The sequence below is a fragment of the Microbacterium sp. LEMMJ01 genome, assembly GCF_002114135.1.
In the GTDB taxonomy this organism is placed as follows: domain Bacteria; phylum Actinomycetota; class Actinomycetes; order Actinomycetales; family Microbacteriaceae; genus Microbacterium.
On the sequence record NZ_NCTV01000017.1, the window covers coordinates 182,913 to 198,374 of the forward strand.

The following is a 15,462-nucleotide window of genomic DNA, read 5'->3' on the forward strand; positions in this document are numbered from 1 at the left end:
CCCGGAGCCGAGCGATGACCCCGAACGACGCCGCGGACGCGATCCCCGACGTCGCGAGGGACGAGGCCGGCGAGAAGCTCGCCGCGGTGCGCACGCTCGGCGCCGGGTCGCCCGTCCTGGCCTTCGACGTCGGCGGGACGGACATCAAGTCGGCGCTGTTCGACGCGGAAGGACGGGCGCTCGGCCTCCGCCGCACGCCGACTCCCACGGCCGACGGCGACCGCACCCCCGCGCTGCTCGACCGGCTGCAGGTGCTCGCCGCGCAGCTCAGCGACGAGCATCCCGACGTGGTGCCCCGCGCCGCCGGGCTCGTGGTGCCGGGAATCGTCGACGCCGCGGCAGGGGTCGGCGTGTTCGCGAGCAACATGGGCTGGCGGGACGCGCCGCTGCGCGCGCTCGCCGCGGAGCGTCTCGGCCTCCCCGTCGCGTTCGACCACGACGTGCGCGCCGCGAGCTGGGCGGAGCACGAGCTGGGCGGCGCGCGGGCCTACGACGACGCGGTGATCCTCGTGATCGGCACCGGCATCGCCGGCGCCCTGCTCGTCGGCGGCCGCCCCTACACGGCCGGGGGCTACGCCGGCGAGATCGGGCACTCGCCGATCGCCGACGGACCGGTGTGCCCGTGCGGTGCCCGCGGCTGTCTGGAGGCCGTCGCCTCGGCGGGCGCCATCGCGCGCCGCTACCGGGAGGCCACGGGGACGACCCCGGACGGCGCCAAGGACGTCATCGCCCGAGCGGCCGCCGGGGATCGGGTCGCCGCCGACATCTGGGACTCGGCCCTGGACGCGCTGACCCTGTCGCTCGCGCAGCTGACCGCCGTGGTCGCCCCCGAGGCCGTGGTGATCGGCGGCGGACTGTCGCGGGCGGGCGGCGCGCTCTTCGACGAGCTGCGCACCCGCCTCGCCGCCCGCCTCAGCTTCCACCGCCTCCCCGCGCTCGTCCCCGCCGAGCTGTCCGGCAACGCGGGCCTGATCGGCGCCGCCCTCCGTGCCAGGGAGCTCGCATGATCCTCACCGTCACCCCGAACCCCGCGCTCGACCTCACCTGGCAGGTCGATCGGCTCGTGGCCGGCGGGACCCACCGCGCCGAGACCGGGGCGTCCCGCGCCGGCGGCAAGGGCCTCAACGTCGCCAGGGTCGCACACGCCGAGGGGGCCTCCGTCCTCGCGCTGACCACGGCCGGCGGTCCGGTCGGCGCGGAGTTCGCCGCGGAGCTCACGGCCAGCGGGGTGCCCCATGTGCTCGTGCCCGTCGCGGCCGACACGCGTCGCAGCATCGCCCTCGTCGACGAGGCCGCGGGCGACACCACGATCGTCAACGAGCGAGGGGTGAACCCGACCGATGCCGAGTGGGGCGGGCTTCTTGCGGAGGTCGTCGACCGGCTTCCCGGCGCCGCGGTCCTCGTCGTCTCAGGGAGCCTTCCGCCCGGGGCGCCGGAGTCGCTCGTGCCGATGCTCGTCGCGGTGGGTGCGGACGCCCGCGTCCCGGTGATCGTCGACACCTCCGGCCCGGCCCTCCTGCGCGCCGCCGACGCCGGGGCGACCGTGCTCAAGCCCAACGCCGCGGAGCTCGCCGAGGCCACCGGGATCGCCGACCCCGTCGAGGGCGCGCGCTCGCTGCTGGCCCGCGGTGCCGAGCTCGTGCTCCTGTCGCTCGGTGCCGACGGCATGCTCGCGGTCACCGCGACCGATCTCCTGCACGCCCGACTCGACGAGCCGCTCTCCGGCAACCCGACCGGCGCCGGAGACGCCGCGGTCGCGGCCTGCGCCGTGCTCACCGCGGAGGGCGAGCGCGACCCCGAGGTCATCCTCCGTCGCGCGACCGCGTGGTCGGCAGCCGCCGTCCTCATGCCGCTCGCCGGCGACATCTCCCCCCGCTGGCGCGCGCTCGAGGAGCAGCTTCGCGTCTCCCGCCCCGACCCCGCCTCCTTCCGGAAGGACCCTTCGTGACCCTCGTCTCCGCTCGGGAACTCGTCTCCGCGGCTGCCACCGCCGGCACCGGCATCGGCGCGTTCAACGTCATCCACCTGGAGACCGCAGAGGGCCTCGTCCGGGCCTCCGCGCTCGCACAGCTCCCCGTGATCCTGCAGATCTCGCAGAACTGCGCCGACTACCACGGCGGTCTGGAGCCGATCGCCCTCGCGACGCTCGCCGCGGCACGACGCGCGGAGACCCCGGTGGCGGTGCACCTCGATCACGCGGAGCGACCGGACCTCGTCGATGAGGCCGTGGCCCTCGGCTTCGGCTCGGTCATGTTCGACGGCGGCGCGCTGCCCTACGACGAGAACGTGGAGGTCACCGCCGAGGTCGCCGCCCGGGCCCGCGCGGCGGGGGTGTACGTGGAGGGCGAGCTCGGCGAGGTGGGCGGGAAGGACGGCGCCCACGCCCCCGGGGTGCGCACCGATCCGGACGAGGCGCGGGCGTTCGTGGCCGCCACCGGCGTGGACGCCCTCGCCGTGGCCGTGGGGTCGTCGCACGCCATGACCGACCGCACCGCCTCCCTCGACCTCGACCTCATCGCCCGCCTGCGTGCGGCTCTGCGTGGCGCCGCCGCGGACGGGACCGACGTGCCCCTGGTGCTGCACGGCTCGTCCGGAGTGGCCGACGCCGTGATCGCCGATGCCGTGCGCGCCGGGATGACGAAGGTCAACGTCTCCACCCACCTCAACGGCTTCTTCACCCGCGCGGTCCGCGAGGTGCTCGCCGCCGACGAGCGTCTCGTCGACTCCCGCAAGTACCTCGCTCCCGCCCGCGCCGCCCTCGCGGACGAAGCCGCCCGGATGCTGCGACTGTTCGCCCTGCTGCCGTCGCAGAATCCCGCTCCGGTCGCAGAGGTTCCCGGCACGGCTGCGACCTCGACGCGAAACGACGACCGGTGAAGCGCGCGGCCCGACTGCACGCGATCCTCGACCTCCTCGCGGCGGACGGGGAGGTGACGGTGGAGGAGCTGGTGGAGCGGTTCGGGGCCTCGCCGGCCACCACCCGCCGCGACCTCGACTCCCTCGCCGAGCAGCGGCTGCTCACTCGCACGCACGGCGGTGCCGTGGCCCAGACCGTCGCCTATGAACTGCCGCTCCGCTACAAGAGCCATCTCCGCACGCACGAGAAGGAGAGCATCGCGCAGACCGCGGCGGCGCTCGTCACCCCCGGCATGGTGGTCGGCCTCTCCGGCGGCACGACGACCACCGCCATCGCGGCCGCGCTCGCCGCCCGCGAGGACCTGGCGGCGGAGGGCGGGATCACGGTGGTCACCAATGCCGTGAACATCGCCGCCCAGCTCGCCACCCGGCCGGAGATGAAGGTGGTCGTCACGGGCGGGGTCATCCACTCGCGCACCTACGAGCTCGTCGGCCCGTTCGTCGAGCAGCTCCTCCGCGGGGTGCGGCTGGACATCGCGTTCATCGGCGTGAACGGGATGGACGCGGCAGCCGGGGCGACCACGCAGGACGAGCGCGAGGCGGCGGTGAACCGGATGATGGCGGAGCGGGCGCGGCGGGCGGTCGTCGTGACCGACGGCAGCAAGCTCGGGGCCGAGGCCTTCTCCACCGTCGGCGGGCCGGAGCTCTTCGCCACGGTCATCACGGATCGAGGGGCCGACGGGGCCGCCGTCGACGCGCTGCGCGCTGCGGGCTACACGGTCCTCCTCGCCTGAGGCCTCCGGCCGCACGCGGACGCCCCGAGGGCCTCGGCGTCCCCAGATCGCCGAGGCCCTGCGGGAGCATCGCGGCTGCATACCGCGACGCTCCCGGAGCAGATGGTGTCCGTCTCGTCTTCCCGCTCCCCAGCGGCGTTTCCCCAGAACCGACGGCGCCTCCCTCGTGCCTCTCCCTTCGAGGCCATTCGCTCGACACCTTCCGAAGAACAGGAGAAGGCGGGTGCGATTCTGATACCCCGATCCGGGAAAAAAGTCAGAATCCGTTGCCGTGACACTGGAACGGGGCGGAAACCCCCGTCCTGAGCGCGGCGCTCGCCAGGGCGTCGGCGGGGGACGCGCCGCCGGCGAGGCCCTCGTGGACCGCGGTCAGGAGCTCGCACGCGTCGTCGTCCGGCACCGTGACGGGAGCCGCGATCACCGCCTCCGCGCCCGCGTGCAACCACACGCGCGTCATGCCCAGGGCCTCCTCGCCCCAGCGCACGGAGGACCGACCCAGCTCGCACGCCGAGAGGATCACGGTCCGCGGCACCCGGGCGATGAGGTCGACGTCGTAGCCGAAGAGCACGCCGTCGGCGAGTTCGAACCCGGAGAACAGCGGATTGTCGACCGCGTGACGCCCGTGCGCGGCGATGTGGAGCACGTCGACGGAGGCCGCCAGCGCGGTGACGGCGCTCACGGTCGCGGTCGAGTCCTGCAGCATCCGGGTCGTTCCCTGTCCCGCCCACGACTCCGCCGCGCGCTGGACTTCTTCCGCCGCCCGCGGCACGCGCGGTCCCGCCGCGAACCCGACGCTTGGGGCTGAGGAAGCCGAGGCCTCCCCGTCGAGCCAGCGCGAGACCGAGGTCGCAAGGGTGAACGGCACGCCGTGCATGCCGGGGAGCATGGCCCACGGCACCCCGCCGAGGATTCCGGGAACGGTGATCACGAACCGCGCGGCGCCCGCGGCGGCCCGGCGCATCGGCCCGAGCAGCTCGTCGTCGAGGACAGCGAGTCGCGCCGTCAGAGCGCGCGCGGTCACCGGCCCCATCGCGCCGTCCCGGGTGAGAGCGGCCATGTCGAGGTCGGCGCGCAGGCCGTCGAGAGCGGCCCGCACTCGCGGCCAGGACAGGTCGACGAGGGTCGCGCCGTCCGCCTGCACCGCGACCCCGTGCAGTCCGGTGCCGGTGAACACGAAGGCGAGCGCCGCGGTATCGGCGGAGAGGAGCGCGGTGGTCTCCGCCAGTGTTCGGCGCTCCCTCGTCGCTCCGGAGCCGGTGGCCGACCACTGCCGCTCGCGCACCCGGTCGCGGAGCGCGCGGACGGTGGGGTCGGTCGTCCAGTCCGCCCCCGCGAGGTCGGCACGCAGCATCCGGAGCTCGGCGAGGTCGGCGGCGAGGGCGTCGTCGTGCGGGGGGCGGACCGGGGCGACCTGCTGACTGAGGTGCCGGGCGCGCTCGGACCACTCGAAGAGCGTCGCCGGGTCGCGACGGCGGACGGCTGCTGCGAGTCCCGTGAACACGAGGTCGCTGGCGTGCATGGCGACGGAGGCCTGCAGGTCGAGGGCGCCGAACGAGCGCTGCCATGCCGACAGCAGGTCGAGCCCGGTGGCGGCGGCGCGCAGCGCGTCCCCGTCGCGACCGCGCCCGGCGGCGCGGGCGGCGCGGACCTCCTGCGCGCGGAGTCGGAGCGGCGTCGGGGCCGAGGCGGGGATGCGGGGGAGGCGGCCGGTGCCGTCACGGCGGGCGGTCAGCCGCAGGGCCGTGGCCTCGGTGCGGAAGCCGCTCCGGTCGAGCTCCTGCGCCACCTGCTCCCACGCGGCGGCGTCGAGGGGGCGATCGGGCCGGATCCGCTGTCGGGCTTCCAGCTCCACCGCCGCGGCGCGGGCCGCCCAGCCGCTGCTGCCGAGGGCGGTGAAGCGGCGGGCGGCCGTCCTCGCCGCCCGCGCCGCGGCTCGCGGATCGTGGCGGACGAGTGAGCGGGCGAGGTGGAACTCCGCCTCCCCACGGGCCTGGCGCATCCGCTGGGCACCGAACTGCACGGCCACGCGGGCGAGCAGCGCCTCCGCCTCGGTCGTCAGCCCGGCGTCGCGGAGCACCTCGGCGCGGTCGAGGTCGCTGATGGCGGTGGCGAGGGCGCTGGTGGCGGCGAACGTCGGCCGGGATTCGGCCATCAGGCGCAGCGCCGACACGAGGTCGCCGCCGAGGAGTGCGGCATAGCCGAGGTTGTGCGTGGCCTCGGCGAGCGAGTCCCGTTCGTCGTGCGCCTCGTAGATCGAGATCGCACGGCGGAGATCGGCCATGCAGGTGTCCAGCTGATGGCGCTGCATCCGCACCACCGCCCGGTTCATCAGGCAGTTGGCGAGGGCGGGGGTCTCGGTCCCGGTCGCGGCCAGGGCGTCGATCGCGGTGGTCAGGCTCGCCTCAGCCTCCTCCATCCTGCCCCCGTGCATGAGGAGGGCGCCGAGCTGCCCGCCGAGGAGGGCGACCGTCTCGGCCTGCAGCCCGTCCCTGGCCAGCGCCTCCCGGCACAGCGCCTCCGCGGCCGCGGGCTCACCGGTCTGCGCGAGCACGTAGGCGGCCGTCCCGTCGATGCGGGCGCGGAGGTCGGCGTCGTCGGTGCGGGCGGCGGCCTTCTCCAGTTCCCGCCTGGCACGGGTGAACTGCCGGGCGTTGGCCGCCTCGACGCCGCGTCGGTGCAGCGCGCTCGCGGACAGGGGCATCCGTCCAGGATGCCGTGCCGGAGCGGTCGTGCGGAAGGGTGCGAGGGGTCAGAGCCGCTCGTGCGGCGTCGGCAGGGACTTCAGCACGGCGGCGACGGCCTTCCCGGCGACGGCGGGCTTCACCCCCGCGGCCGGGACGGCGCCGAGCTGGGCCGCGACCCGACCGGCGATGTACGGAGCGGCGAAGGAGGTGCCGCTCCACACCGCGAAGCCGCCGCGGTAGTCGTCCGGGTCGAGCGTCTCGCGCGGCAGCCCGTCGATGTCCGCGCGGGTCGCGGCCTGCGCGCCGCCGACGAAGGCGGGCGAGGTGCTGACCACGGCGGCGCCCGGGGCGTACACCTGCACCCAGGGGCCGACGTTCGAGAACAGGGCGACGGAGTGCGCCGACGGGTTCAGGGCGCCGACCGACACGTGCGGAGCGCCGTCGTCGGACGGCAGCCCGTTGTCGGCGCCGGGCCACGGCCACAGCGAGGCGGGGAACGAGGGCCGATCGATCGCGTCGTTGCCGGCCGAGCAGACGACCACGCAGCCGAGCTCCCTGGCCTTCGCGAGCAGCTCGTACAGGGTCCTGCTGAAGAGTCCGTCGGTCGGGGTCTCGTGGTAGTAGCTGAGGGAGAGGTTGAGCACGTCGATCGGGAAGCCGGTCGTCGGATCCTCGCGGTGCCGCCGCAGCAGTTCCACGACCTGCGCCACGGTCTCCAGGAGCGTGCTCTCGTCGACCACCCCGAGCGCGCCGGCGACGCGGATGGAGAGGATGTCGGCGTCCGGGGCGGCCTGACGCACGAGGCCCGCGATGAAGGTGCCGTGACCGGCCACCGCGTCGATCTCGCCGTCGAGCTGCCCGTACAGGTCGGGGTAGCGTTCGGGGTCGGCGTCGTCCGTGAAGCCCACGGGGACGCCGTCGAGTTCGACGTGCCGGGTGACGATGTCCGACGGCAGCCAGGCGTGCTCGCCGCAGCCGGTGTCGAGGATCGCCACGACCGGTCGTCGTCCGCGCTTCGGAGCGGCTGCTCGAGCCGGAGCGGGGCCGAGCCAGGTGACCGGCTGCCGGGCCCCGCGTCCGGGCTCCAGGTAGTCGTCGCTGCCGCCTCCGCCGGGAGCGGCACCGCGGACGGGGTTCGTCCGCGTGAACGGGTTCGTCCGGGTGAACGGGTTCGTCCGGGTGAACGGGTTGAGTCCGACCGGGTCGATCGAGAGCACGTGCTCCAGGCTGGTCCGCGGCATGGTCGAGCGCGACAGTCGGCGCGCGCGCTGCAGCACCCGCCAGGCGTCGGGCGCCACGGGGGACTCGCCCCTGGTCGGCTCATCCGGCGTGGTCAGGCGTGCCCGCAGGAACCCCGCGACACCCGGGACGAGCTCGCCGTTCCCGATCTCTCGCTCCGGCGACTCCAGCTCCAGCCGCCAGCCGAAGGAGTCCGCGGCATCCCTCAGGGCGCGCAGCTCGCGGTCGTACGCCTCCTCCTCGCCGAGGGCACGCGTGATGAGCAGCCGCTCGGGCAGGTACGCGGTGGGGAACGCGCGGATCCCATCCACCGGTTCCGTGCTGGGGTCGAGGGCGGTGCCGCGGCGGATCGATCCCTCCGCGCGGTCCTGCCAGGTCCATCCCTGGGGCTGCTCCATCGGTCATCCTCTCCGTGGGGATCGCCGGCGACGGCGCCGGCGATGCGGGGTCACAACTCGAACTGCGGGGTCTCCAGGGTGCGGGTCTCATCGCCGACCGTCGCGGTCAGGCGCACGCGGCTGAGCCCGGACGGCACCTCGTCGAACACGAATCGGCCGGTCTCCGCCGGGGTCGTGCGGCGCTCGCGCTCGCCCTGCAGCAACAGGATCTCCGCGGCGGCGGTGTCCACCCAGCCGTCGATCCGCCGTCGCCCGGACGCGGTCGTCGTGACGTGGAGGAGGATGCTCGTGCTGCCGTCGCTGAACTGCAGGGTGAGGGCGTCGGTCTCGCCGCGGACCGCGCCGAGCTGGCCTTCCACGAGCGTGAGCAGCGCGTACTCGCGGTTGAGCCCGTCCGCGGCGACCGCGGCGACCATCCGGTCGATGAGGCCGGCCGGGACCGGATCGACCTCTCTCCAGAGGCTGCGCAGGCGGGCGAACAGCCGGGCGTCGTCCTCATCGCTCATGATCGTCCCTCCGTCCGGGTGGCCGGGGCGTCGAGGAGGTCGCGGAGCTTCGCGAGGCAGCGGCTGCGGGTCGGGCCGATGCTGCCGACCGGCATGGAGAGGTCGCGGGCGAGGCGCGCGTAGTCCGGGCGGTCCTCGAAGGCGATCACCCGGAGCAGGCGCTGACAGCGCTCGGCGAGGCGGCGGACGGCGGCCCAGAGTCGGCGGTTCTCGTCGTCGAGCGCGGCGTGCTCCTCGGCGGACGCCTGCTCCGGGAGGAGGGCGTCCAGGTCGTCGGATTCCGCGGTGTCGACGCGACCGACGGCCTTGCCGACCTTCCAGGCCTCGCGGCGGGCGGTGGTCGTGAGCCAGGCGGAGACGGCACGCGAGTCGGCGATGGCGCCGTGGCCGCGCACGAGCTGAAGCCAGGTCGTCTGCACGACGTCTTCCGCGAGGGTGCGTTCGAGGCCGTAGGCGCGCACGACGTGCCAGAGCACGGGCGTCATCAGCCGCACCAGGTCGTCCATCGAGCGGCCGTCGCCATCGCGCCACGCATCGAACAGGTCCGCGGCGCGTTCCCAGCGTGCGCGCCCGTCGTCGGATGCCGGATCGAAGGCGGCGCCGGGGGCACCGTCGATCATGAAGCCCATTGTGATCACACCAACCAGGAGCACGGCAAGGGCTCGGTGATACATGTCGCCGTCCAAGAATTCCGACGGCCGGATCCGTGGTGCGACGCCGCCCTCGCTAGCGTGGAGGGGTGATCGCTCTCGTCGTCGTGCTGTTCCTCAACGCCGGTTTCAACGTGCTCGTCTGGCCGCGGTTCTACAGCCGCGTCGCGAAGGACCCGCGTGCCAGGGACGAGAACGGCAAGGCCACCCCGTTCCTCCGCGTGCACGTCATCCTCATCGCGATCGCGCTGGTGCTGGCCGTGGCCTCCGCGGCGGCGGGGATCACCGTGCTCGCGCTCGCGCCATGAACCGGTGGTCTCCTATCGGCTCTGATGTGACGGCGACCGACATCGATCGCGACCACTGTCCCGGGTGAGCCGCCGGCGAGATGTGTTCAGCTCTACGCGCTAGACGTCTTTGAACAAGACGAGAATCGGGAGAATCGGCACGGCGGTTGTCGCAGGATTGGTTGCTGAAGGGTGATTCGTGCGGATCGGTAGCCTGGGAGCATGCCGGAACTCTTCCGAAGTGCCGCCGGAAGCTTGCAGGAAGCCGGGTGGACGTTTGAGCCGCCGACGTCGATGGAGAACGGCGTTCCCTCCCCGCTGCGCGCGGCACCCGAAACGGTGATCCGCTGGGTGTCCTCGTTCTCACTCCTGTCGAGCTCAGACGAGACAGTGTGGTTCTTGTCCCGCGACGACTACTCGACCGGCGCGGAGGGGGCGTTCGCGTGGAACGAGTGTGAACTGCTGAGCATCCAGGCTGCGACGACGGATGATGAGGCGGTCGCGGTCTCCCGTTTCTGGAGGCGCCACGCACCCATCCTGCTTTCCGTTCGCAACGGATACGAGTACCTGGCGGTGCGAGACGACGGAGCAGTCGTCCACGGTTCCGAGCCAGAGTTCGAAGAAGCGGTCGTCGTGTTCTCTCACTTCGAAGATCTGCTGAGGTACACCACCGCGCGGCCGGCCCGGCGCGACCAGGTCGTCGACAGCTTGCTGTTCGGTGCCGCCGACGTCACTGGCCCGACGCCAGGCGACTAGCGCAGTGTCTCCACCTCAGTCCCCCTCGTACCGGGCGGCGTGCGCGGCCCAGCGAGACTCGACCGGGAGGCTGCGGAGGGCGCGGTTCCCGATCGCGAGGGCGGCGGCCACCACGCACAGGGCCGCGCAGATGAGGATGGTGCCCTGTCGTCCGAGCCCGGCCAGGCCGAAGCCGGCGATGAGCGGGGCGAGCGGCATCGCGCCCATCGCGAGGACCCCCATGGCGCTGTTCGCGCGTCCCAGCAGTCGAGACGGCGTGGCCACCATGAAGTAGCCCATCATCCCGGCGTTCAGGGCGGGGACGAGCAGCACCGTGGCACCGAGGACGGCGGCGACGGTCCACGGCGCCGACGCGAACGACAGCACGACGGCGCCGAGGGCGACCACTGCGAGCCCGCCGATCGTGAGCACGCCCGCCGGGATCCGGGGCACGAGGAGCGGGGCGACGATCGCGCCGACGAGCATCACGGCGCCGATGGCCGCGCTGACGGTTCCGATGAGGAGTTCGGAATGGCCCGCCTGCTGCAGCGCATAGACGGCCGTGGTGATCGCGGCGTTGAAGCCGAGGTTCACGATGGTCATGATGAGCATGACGCCGCCGAGGTCGGGGCGGGACAGCAGCCAGCCGAAGCCCTCGCGGAACTCCCGCCAGGCGTTCGGGCGCGCGGGGGGCGCGCCGCCGTCGTCCTCGTCCAGAGCGCCGACGTCGGCGATGCCCGCGCGCCGGACCTGTCCCCCGAGGAGCCCGGCGGTCACGGCGGCGACGAGGTGGCACAGGGTCATGACCGCGCCGACGAGCCAGCCGCCCACCCCGAGGAGCAGGCCGCCGAGGGGTCCGCCGGCGAGCTGAAGGGCCGCATCGCGCCCCTGGTTCGCGGCCTGCGCGCGCCCCATCGCGTCGTCCGGGACGATCTCCTTCAGCGCGCTCTCGCCGGCGACGTCGAAGAGGCCGCTCCGCGCGGCCAGCAGCACGTCGATCACGAGGAGGGTCGCGAAGGTGAGGGCGCCGCCGAGGGCGAGGAGGGTGAAGGCCCCGGCCAGCACGATCCCCAGAATCGAGCCGACGAGCATGAGCACGATGCGCCGGTGCCGGTCCGCGATGATCCCGCCCACGAGGGTGAGCAGCACCCGTGCCACCATGCCCGCCCCCGCGATGATGCCGGCCTGTGCGGGGTCGTTCGTGATGACGAGCGCGAGGAGCGGGACGGCGAACCCGAAGAGCGCCGAGGCGAGCCCCTTGCTCGTGTCGCTGACGAGCCAGGTGAGGTAGCGCGTGTTCTGCCACAGGCGGTGCGGCGTGGTCGTCGTGCTCATGGCTCGACGATAGTTCCGCAAGAATAATTGCGCAACTGTTCGTGCGCATTTGCGTGACTAGGATCGGGGAATGGCTGACGACGCGGAGAAGACCTCTCGGGAGGACGCCGCCTTCATGACCTCGGCCATGCTCAAGGCCTACTCGCACCCGCTGCGCCGCCAGATCCTCCGCCTCATCGCACGCCGCGGTTTCCTGCGCGCCGCGGACATCGCCGGTGCGCTCGACGTGCCGGCCAACAGCGCCAGCTTCCACCTGCGGGTGCTCGCCGAGGCGGGGCTCATCGAGGAGGCTCCGGAGCAGGCCAGAGACCGCCGCGACCGCGTGTGGACGGGACGCAAGGGGGCCCTCACCGTCGGCGGTCCGGAGAATCCGGTCGCGGACGAGGCGCTCGGCGATGCGGTGGTGGCCGCGCTCGCAGAGGACCACGTCGACCTACTGCGCCGGGTGGTGGCCTGGACGCCCGAGTACGTGTCCGGTCGCACCGCCGAGGTGCATGCGTCGTTCGTGCAGCGCACCATCCGACTGACCGAGGCCGAGTTCGACGACGTGATGCACAAGATCGATGACGTGCTCTCCGCCGCCGACGACGCGCACGACGACACCGACCCCGCGGGCCGTCACTGGCAGCTGGACATCGTCGTCGCCGACGACACCATCTGACTCACTCGTCTTCGTCGTCGAGGCGCTCGCCGCTGAGGATGAGGATGCGGCGGAGGTGCATCGCCGTGAGCACGCCCGGTCCCATCGAGCTGCGCACGTCGAACGTGCGGTCGTCGACCTTCTCCAGCAGGAGCCGGATCGCCCGCGCCGCCTCCGCGCGGCGGCGGTGCGCCGCGCTCGAGGCGGGGTCGTCCTCCGCGATGACGTCGGCGACGGCGTGGCAGGCCGCCGACAACGGCGCGGGCAGCGCCGGATCCAGGGGCATGGCCGCCGGACGCTTCCAGATCGTGTCGGCCGTCGCGTCGGCGATGTCCCGGATGAGGTGCGCGATGCGGTCGAGCGTGGAGAGCTGCTCGTGGATGTGGGCGGTGCCCGCATGCCGGCGTCGCGCGCGCGGGTTGTAGCGGACGCTCTCGTCGGCCTCGGCCAGGGCGGCACGGAGGTCGGCGGTGGTCTCGGCGAGCGCTGCGGCATCGTCGGCCCACTGTGCGGTCTCCGGCGGCCAGGACTCCGAGACCGCGGAGCCGATGTCGTGGAGGTGCCCGGCGAGCTGTCGTCGGAACTCCTCCACCCGCGCCTCGGCCGATCCGATGAGCGGGGCGGGGGCGAAGAGGAGGTTCACCACCAGACCGATGACGATCCCGACCCCCATCTGGGCGAGGTAGCCGAGGGAGTAGTCGTCCGCGTTCTGACCGCCGATGATGAGCACGAACAGCGCCGCCATCGGGACGTACTCCTTGCCGACGCCGAACCAGCCGGTGCCGGAGACGAGGACGCCGAGGCCGACCACGAGGGGGATCGTCCACCACGTCGGCCCGACCGTGAGCACGATCAGCGCGGCCAGACCGATGCCGGTGGCCAGACCGAACAGGGTCTGCAGGCTCGACCGCATGGATCCCATGAGCGTGGGGTACATGCTCACGAGCGCGCCCAGGGGAGCGTAATACGGGTACTCGTCGGTGACCCCCGGCATGTGCGGCGCGATCGTCCACGCGAGCCCGACGGCGAGTGCTGTCTTGGCCACGAGGAGCAGACGAGCGGGGCGGACGGCCTCGCGGACGCTGCGGGCGAGGTATGAGCGGCGTTCGCGGACGCGCAGGCGCGAGAGGTCGGGCGTCACGTCATCCTCTCCTCGCGGCGGTCGGGTGGTCCTGTCCGGCGAGGATAGGGCCCGCAGGCGGCGTGCGGCCACCGGGTTGCCCCGGCTCCGGTCGCCGGGTAGAGGGCGGCCGAACGCGGATGCCGCGACCGCGCGGGGTGCGCGGCCGCGGCATTCGCGGATTCCGGTCGTCGCGTCAGGGCGTGGCCCGACGGAACGCGAGGAAGGAGACGACGCTGAGGACGGTGACGACCACGAGCCCCCAGAGGGCGAGGCCCACGGCCCCGAGGTCGAGGATGCCGAGCCACACGTCGCCCCACAGCTCGAGCCGTGTCACGAGGAACACGACCCCCACGAGGAGGAGCGCCAGGGCGACGCCGACGATGGTGAGCACCATCGGACCCCAGCTCTTGTAGATCGTCGCGCCGGTGAACCCGACCACGAAGAAGAACAGCGCGAGCGTGAAGTAGACGACGAAGGCGCCGAGCGGGCCGGCTTCCCACAGCCACGGCAGGTGGAACACCCAGCCGTTCACTCCGTACCCGTTCGTGGCCAGCTCGATCGCGCCGCCCAGGAGGAAGAGGATCCCGAGCAGCGCGCTGCCGAGGATCGCGGTCAGCAGCGTTCCGATGAAGAACTCGCGCCGCGTGACGCTCATGGCCTGCGAGAACGGGAAGGTCAGCGTCATGGCCGACAGCCCGATCGCGAAGAAGTACCACAGCGGGGCCTGGCCGCCTCCGCCGTACTTGGGGGCGTCGCCGGGGATCATCGCGTAGATGAGGACCGAGATCACCACGGCCGAGGCGAGGATGATCAGCGGCACCCAGACGAAGGTCTGCCGGTTGATGAGCTGCAGGCGGATGACGTTGAGTGTGCGTCGCATCAGCGGACTCCTTCCGTGGTGGCGTCGGCTCTGGTGCCGGAGCGGGTCTCCGCCTTCTGGGTGAGGCGGACGATGAGCTGCTGCAGCGAGACGGGGGCGAGGTCGAGGCCGGCGGCCCGCACCTCCGCGCGATCGTCGGCGGTGAGGGCGCCGAGCACGGTGACGGAGGCGACGCGACCGAGCTCGTCGCGGTGCAGCACCTCGCGATCGCCGACCCAGGCGTCGACCTTCGCGGCATCCCCGACGACGGTCACGGCGCGGTCGCGGACGGCATCCGTGTCCTCGTTGAGGAGGATCTGGCCGTTGTCGATCACGATGACCTTCTCGATGAGGTTCGCGACCTCGTCGATCAGGTGCGAGGAGAGGATGATCGTGCGCGGGTGCTCCGCGTAGTCCTCCACGAGGCGGTCGTAGAAGATCTGCCGGGCGACCGCGTCGAGCCCGAGGTACGGCTCGTCGAAGAACGTGATCTCGGCGCGGGAGGCCAGGCCGATGATGACGCCGACCGCGGAGAGCTGCCCGCGGGAGAGCTTCTTGATGGTCTGCTTCATCGGCAGCTGGAACTCCGCGATGAGCTCGTCCGCGAGGCCCTGGTCCCAGTGCGGGAAGAACAGGCGCGCGGCGGCGAACGCGTGCCGCGGGGTCGCATCGTCCGGGTACTTCTGGCTCTCCCGCACGAAGCAGATCCGGCCGAGCACATGGGCGTTCTCGTACGGGTGCTCGCCGAACACCTTCACGGTGCCGGAGGATTCGAAGTTCTGGGCCGTGAGGATCGACATGAGTGTCGTCTTCCCGGCGCCGTTGCGGCCGAGGAGCCCGTAGATCGAGCCTCCCTCGAGAGCGAGCGACACGTTGTCGAGCGCCCGCTTCTCCTTGTAGCGCTTGGTGAGGTTCTGCACCTCGATGACGGCGGTCATGCGGGGTTCTTCCCTTCTGGGGTGGGGGCGGATGCGGCGCGCTGCCGGAGCAGGTCCGCGAGGTCTTCCGCGCCGAGACCCAGCGTGCGGGCCTCCGCGAGGAGCGGGTCGATGTAGCGGTCGGCGAAGGCCGCGCGGCGCTCGCCGAGGAGCAGCTCCCTGGCGCCTTCCGAGACGAACATGCCGATGCCTCGGCGCTTGTGGAGCACTCCCTTGTCGGTGAGCATGGCGACTCCCTTCGCAGCGGTGGCGGGGTTGATGCGGTAGAACGCGGCGAGCTCGTTCGTCGAAGGGGCCTGCGCCTCCTCGGCCAGCGAGCCGTCGAGGATGGAGTCCTCGATCTGCTCGGCGATCTGGAGGAAGAGCGGCTTGCCTTCTTCGATCACGAGTCCTCCGTGGTTCGGTGGTTACTTACTCA

The 15,462-nt window shown here is 72.8% G+C and carries 16 protein-coding genes; 7 read left to right on the forward strand and 9 right to left on the reverse strand.

Features of this window, described 5'->3' with window-relative positions:
- Positions 1-14 precede the first annotated feature (14 nt).
- The 4 genes from B7W94_RS03345 to B7W94_RS03360 are packed head-to-tail and all read left to right on the forward strand — an operon-like array spanning position 15 to position 3,650.
- Positions 15-1,007: an ROK family protein gene (locus tag B7W94_RS03345; protein WP_085604324.1), complete on the forward strand. Its 993-nt coding sequence runs from the start codon at positions 15-17 to the stop codon at positions 1,005-1,007.
- Positions 1,004-1,948, forward strand: a complete 945-nt coding sequence (locus tag B7W94_RS03350; protein WP_085604327.1) for a 1-phosphofructokinase family hexose kinase — start codon at positions 1,004-1,006, stop codon at positions 1,946-1,948. Before B7W94_RS03345 ends, B7W94_RS03350 begins: the two co-directional genes overlap by 4 nt.
- Positions 1,945-2,877 carry a class II fructose-bisphosphate aldolase gene (locus B7W94_RS03355; RefSeq protein WP_085604330.1) on the forward strand — a complete coding sequence of 311 codons (933 nt, stop codon included), beginning with the start codon at positions 1,945-1,947 and terminating at the stop codon, positions 2,875-2,877. Before B7W94_RS03350 ends, B7W94_RS03355 begins: the two co-directional genes overlap by 4 nt.
- Positions 2,874-3,650: a DeoR/GlpR family DNA-binding transcription regulator gene (locus B7W94_RS03360; protein ID WP_085604333.1), complete on the forward strand. Its 777-nt coding sequence runs from the start codon at positions 2,874-2,876 to the stop codon at positions 3,648-3,650. The genes B7W94_RS03355 and B7W94_RS03360 overlap by 4 nt, the downstream gene beginning before the upstream one ends.
- 256 nt (positions 3,651-3,906) lie before the next feature.
- On the opposite strand, the gene B7W94_RS03365 is transcribed toward B7W94_RS03360, so the two are convergent.
- Genes B7W94_RS03365 through B7W94_RS03380 form a run of 4 tightly spaced genes read right to left on the reverse strand, consistent with a single transcriptional unit; the run spans position 3,907 to position 9,097 of the window.
- Positions 3,907-6,351, reverse strand: a complete 2,445-nt coding sequence (locus B7W94_RS03365; protein WP_085604336.1) for a CHAT domain-containing protein — start codon at positions 6,349-6,351, stop codon at positions 3,907-3,909.
- 48 nt (positions 6,352-6,399) lie between these two features.
- Positions 6,400-7,971: a S8 family peptidase gene (locus B7W94_RS03370; RefSeq protein WP_025104191.1), complete on the reverse strand. Its 1,572-nt coding sequence runs from the start codon at positions 7,969-7,971 to the stop codon at positions 6,400-6,402.
- A 50-nt stretch (positions 7,972-8,021) separates the two neighbouring features.
- A complete protein-coding gene (locus tag B7W94_RS03375) occupies positions 8,022-8,477 on the reverse strand; it encodes a hypothetical protein (protein ID WP_025104190.1) in 456 nt (151 codons plus the stop codon).
- Positions 8,474-9,097, reverse strand: a complete 624-nt coding sequence (locus B7W94_RS03380) for an RNA polymerase sigma factor (protein WP_231729557.1) — start codon at positions 9,095-9,097, stop codon at positions 8,474-8,476. Before B7W94_RS03380 ends, B7W94_RS03375 begins: the two co-directional genes overlap by 4 nt.
- A 119-nt stretch (positions 9,098-9,216) precedes the next feature.
- On the opposite strand from B7W94_RS03380, the gene B7W94_RS03385 reads away from it, so the two are divergent.
- The gene (locus B7W94_RS03385) at positions 9,217-9,435 is read left to right on the forward strand and encodes an SCO4848 family membrane protein (RefSeq protein ID WP_025104188.1); all 219 of its coding nucleotides are present in this window, start codon (positions 9,217-9,219) and stop codon (positions 9,433-9,435) included.
- A gap of 201 nt (positions 9,436-9,636) precedes the next feature.
- Positions 9,637-10,170, forward strand: coding sequence for a hypothetical protein (locus B7W94_RS03390; RefSeq protein WP_025104187.1), 534 nt, complete (start codon positions 9,637-9,639; stop codon positions 10,168-10,170).
- A 15-nt stretch (positions 10,171-10,185) separates the two neighbouring features.
- On the opposite strand, the gene B7W94_RS03395 is transcribed toward B7W94_RS03390, so the two are convergent.
- Complete coding sequence (locus B7W94_RS03395) at positions 10,186-11,484, reverse strand: MFS transporter (protein ID WP_085604339.1); 1,299 nt, start codon at positions 11,482-11,484, stop codon at positions 10,186-10,188.
- Between the two features lie 70 nt (positions 11,485-11,554).
- Here B7W94_RS03395 and B7W94_RS03400 point away from each other — a divergent pair, with 70 nt between their 5' ends.
- On the forward strand, positions 11,555-12,145 hold the full coding sequence (locus B7W94_RS03400) for a winged helix-turn-helix domain-containing protein (protein WP_025104185.1): 591 nt from the start codon (positions 11,555-11,557) through the stop codon (positions 12,143-12,145).
- A 1-nt stretch (position 12,146) separates the two neighbouring features.
- Here B7W94_RS03400 and B7W94_RS03405 read toward each other — a convergent pair whose 3' ends face one another.
- From B7W94_RS03405 to B7W94_RS03420, 4 genes are all read right to left on the reverse strand, one after another.
- Positions 12,147-13,265 (reverse strand): FUSC family protein, encoded by a 1,119-nt coding sequence (locus B7W94_RS03405; RefSeq protein ID WP_139833236.1) that lies wholly within the window; start codon positions 13,263-13,265, stop codon positions 12,147-12,149.
- 175 nt (positions 13,266-13,440) lie between these two features.
- Entirely contained in the window at positions 13,441-14,127 is a 687-nt protein-coding gene (locus B7W94_RS03410) for a hypothetical protein (protein WP_085604342.1), read from the reverse strand.
- Complete coding sequence (locus B7W94_RS03415) at positions 14,127-15,044, reverse strand: ABC transporter ATP-binding protein (RefSeq protein WP_025104182.1); 918 nt, start codon at positions 15,042-15,044, stop codon at positions 14,127-14,129. Before B7W94_RS03415 ends, B7W94_RS03410 begins: the two co-directional genes overlap by 1 nt.
- Positions 15,041-15,430: a GntR family transcriptional regulator gene (locus B7W94_RS03420; RefSeq protein WP_025104181.1), complete on the reverse strand. Its 390-nt coding sequence runs from the start codon at positions 15,428-15,430 to the stop codon at positions 15,041-15,043. Before B7W94_RS03420 ends, B7W94_RS03415 begins: the two co-directional genes overlap by 4 nt.
- Between the last annotated feature and the right edge of the window lie 32 nt (positions 15,431-15,462).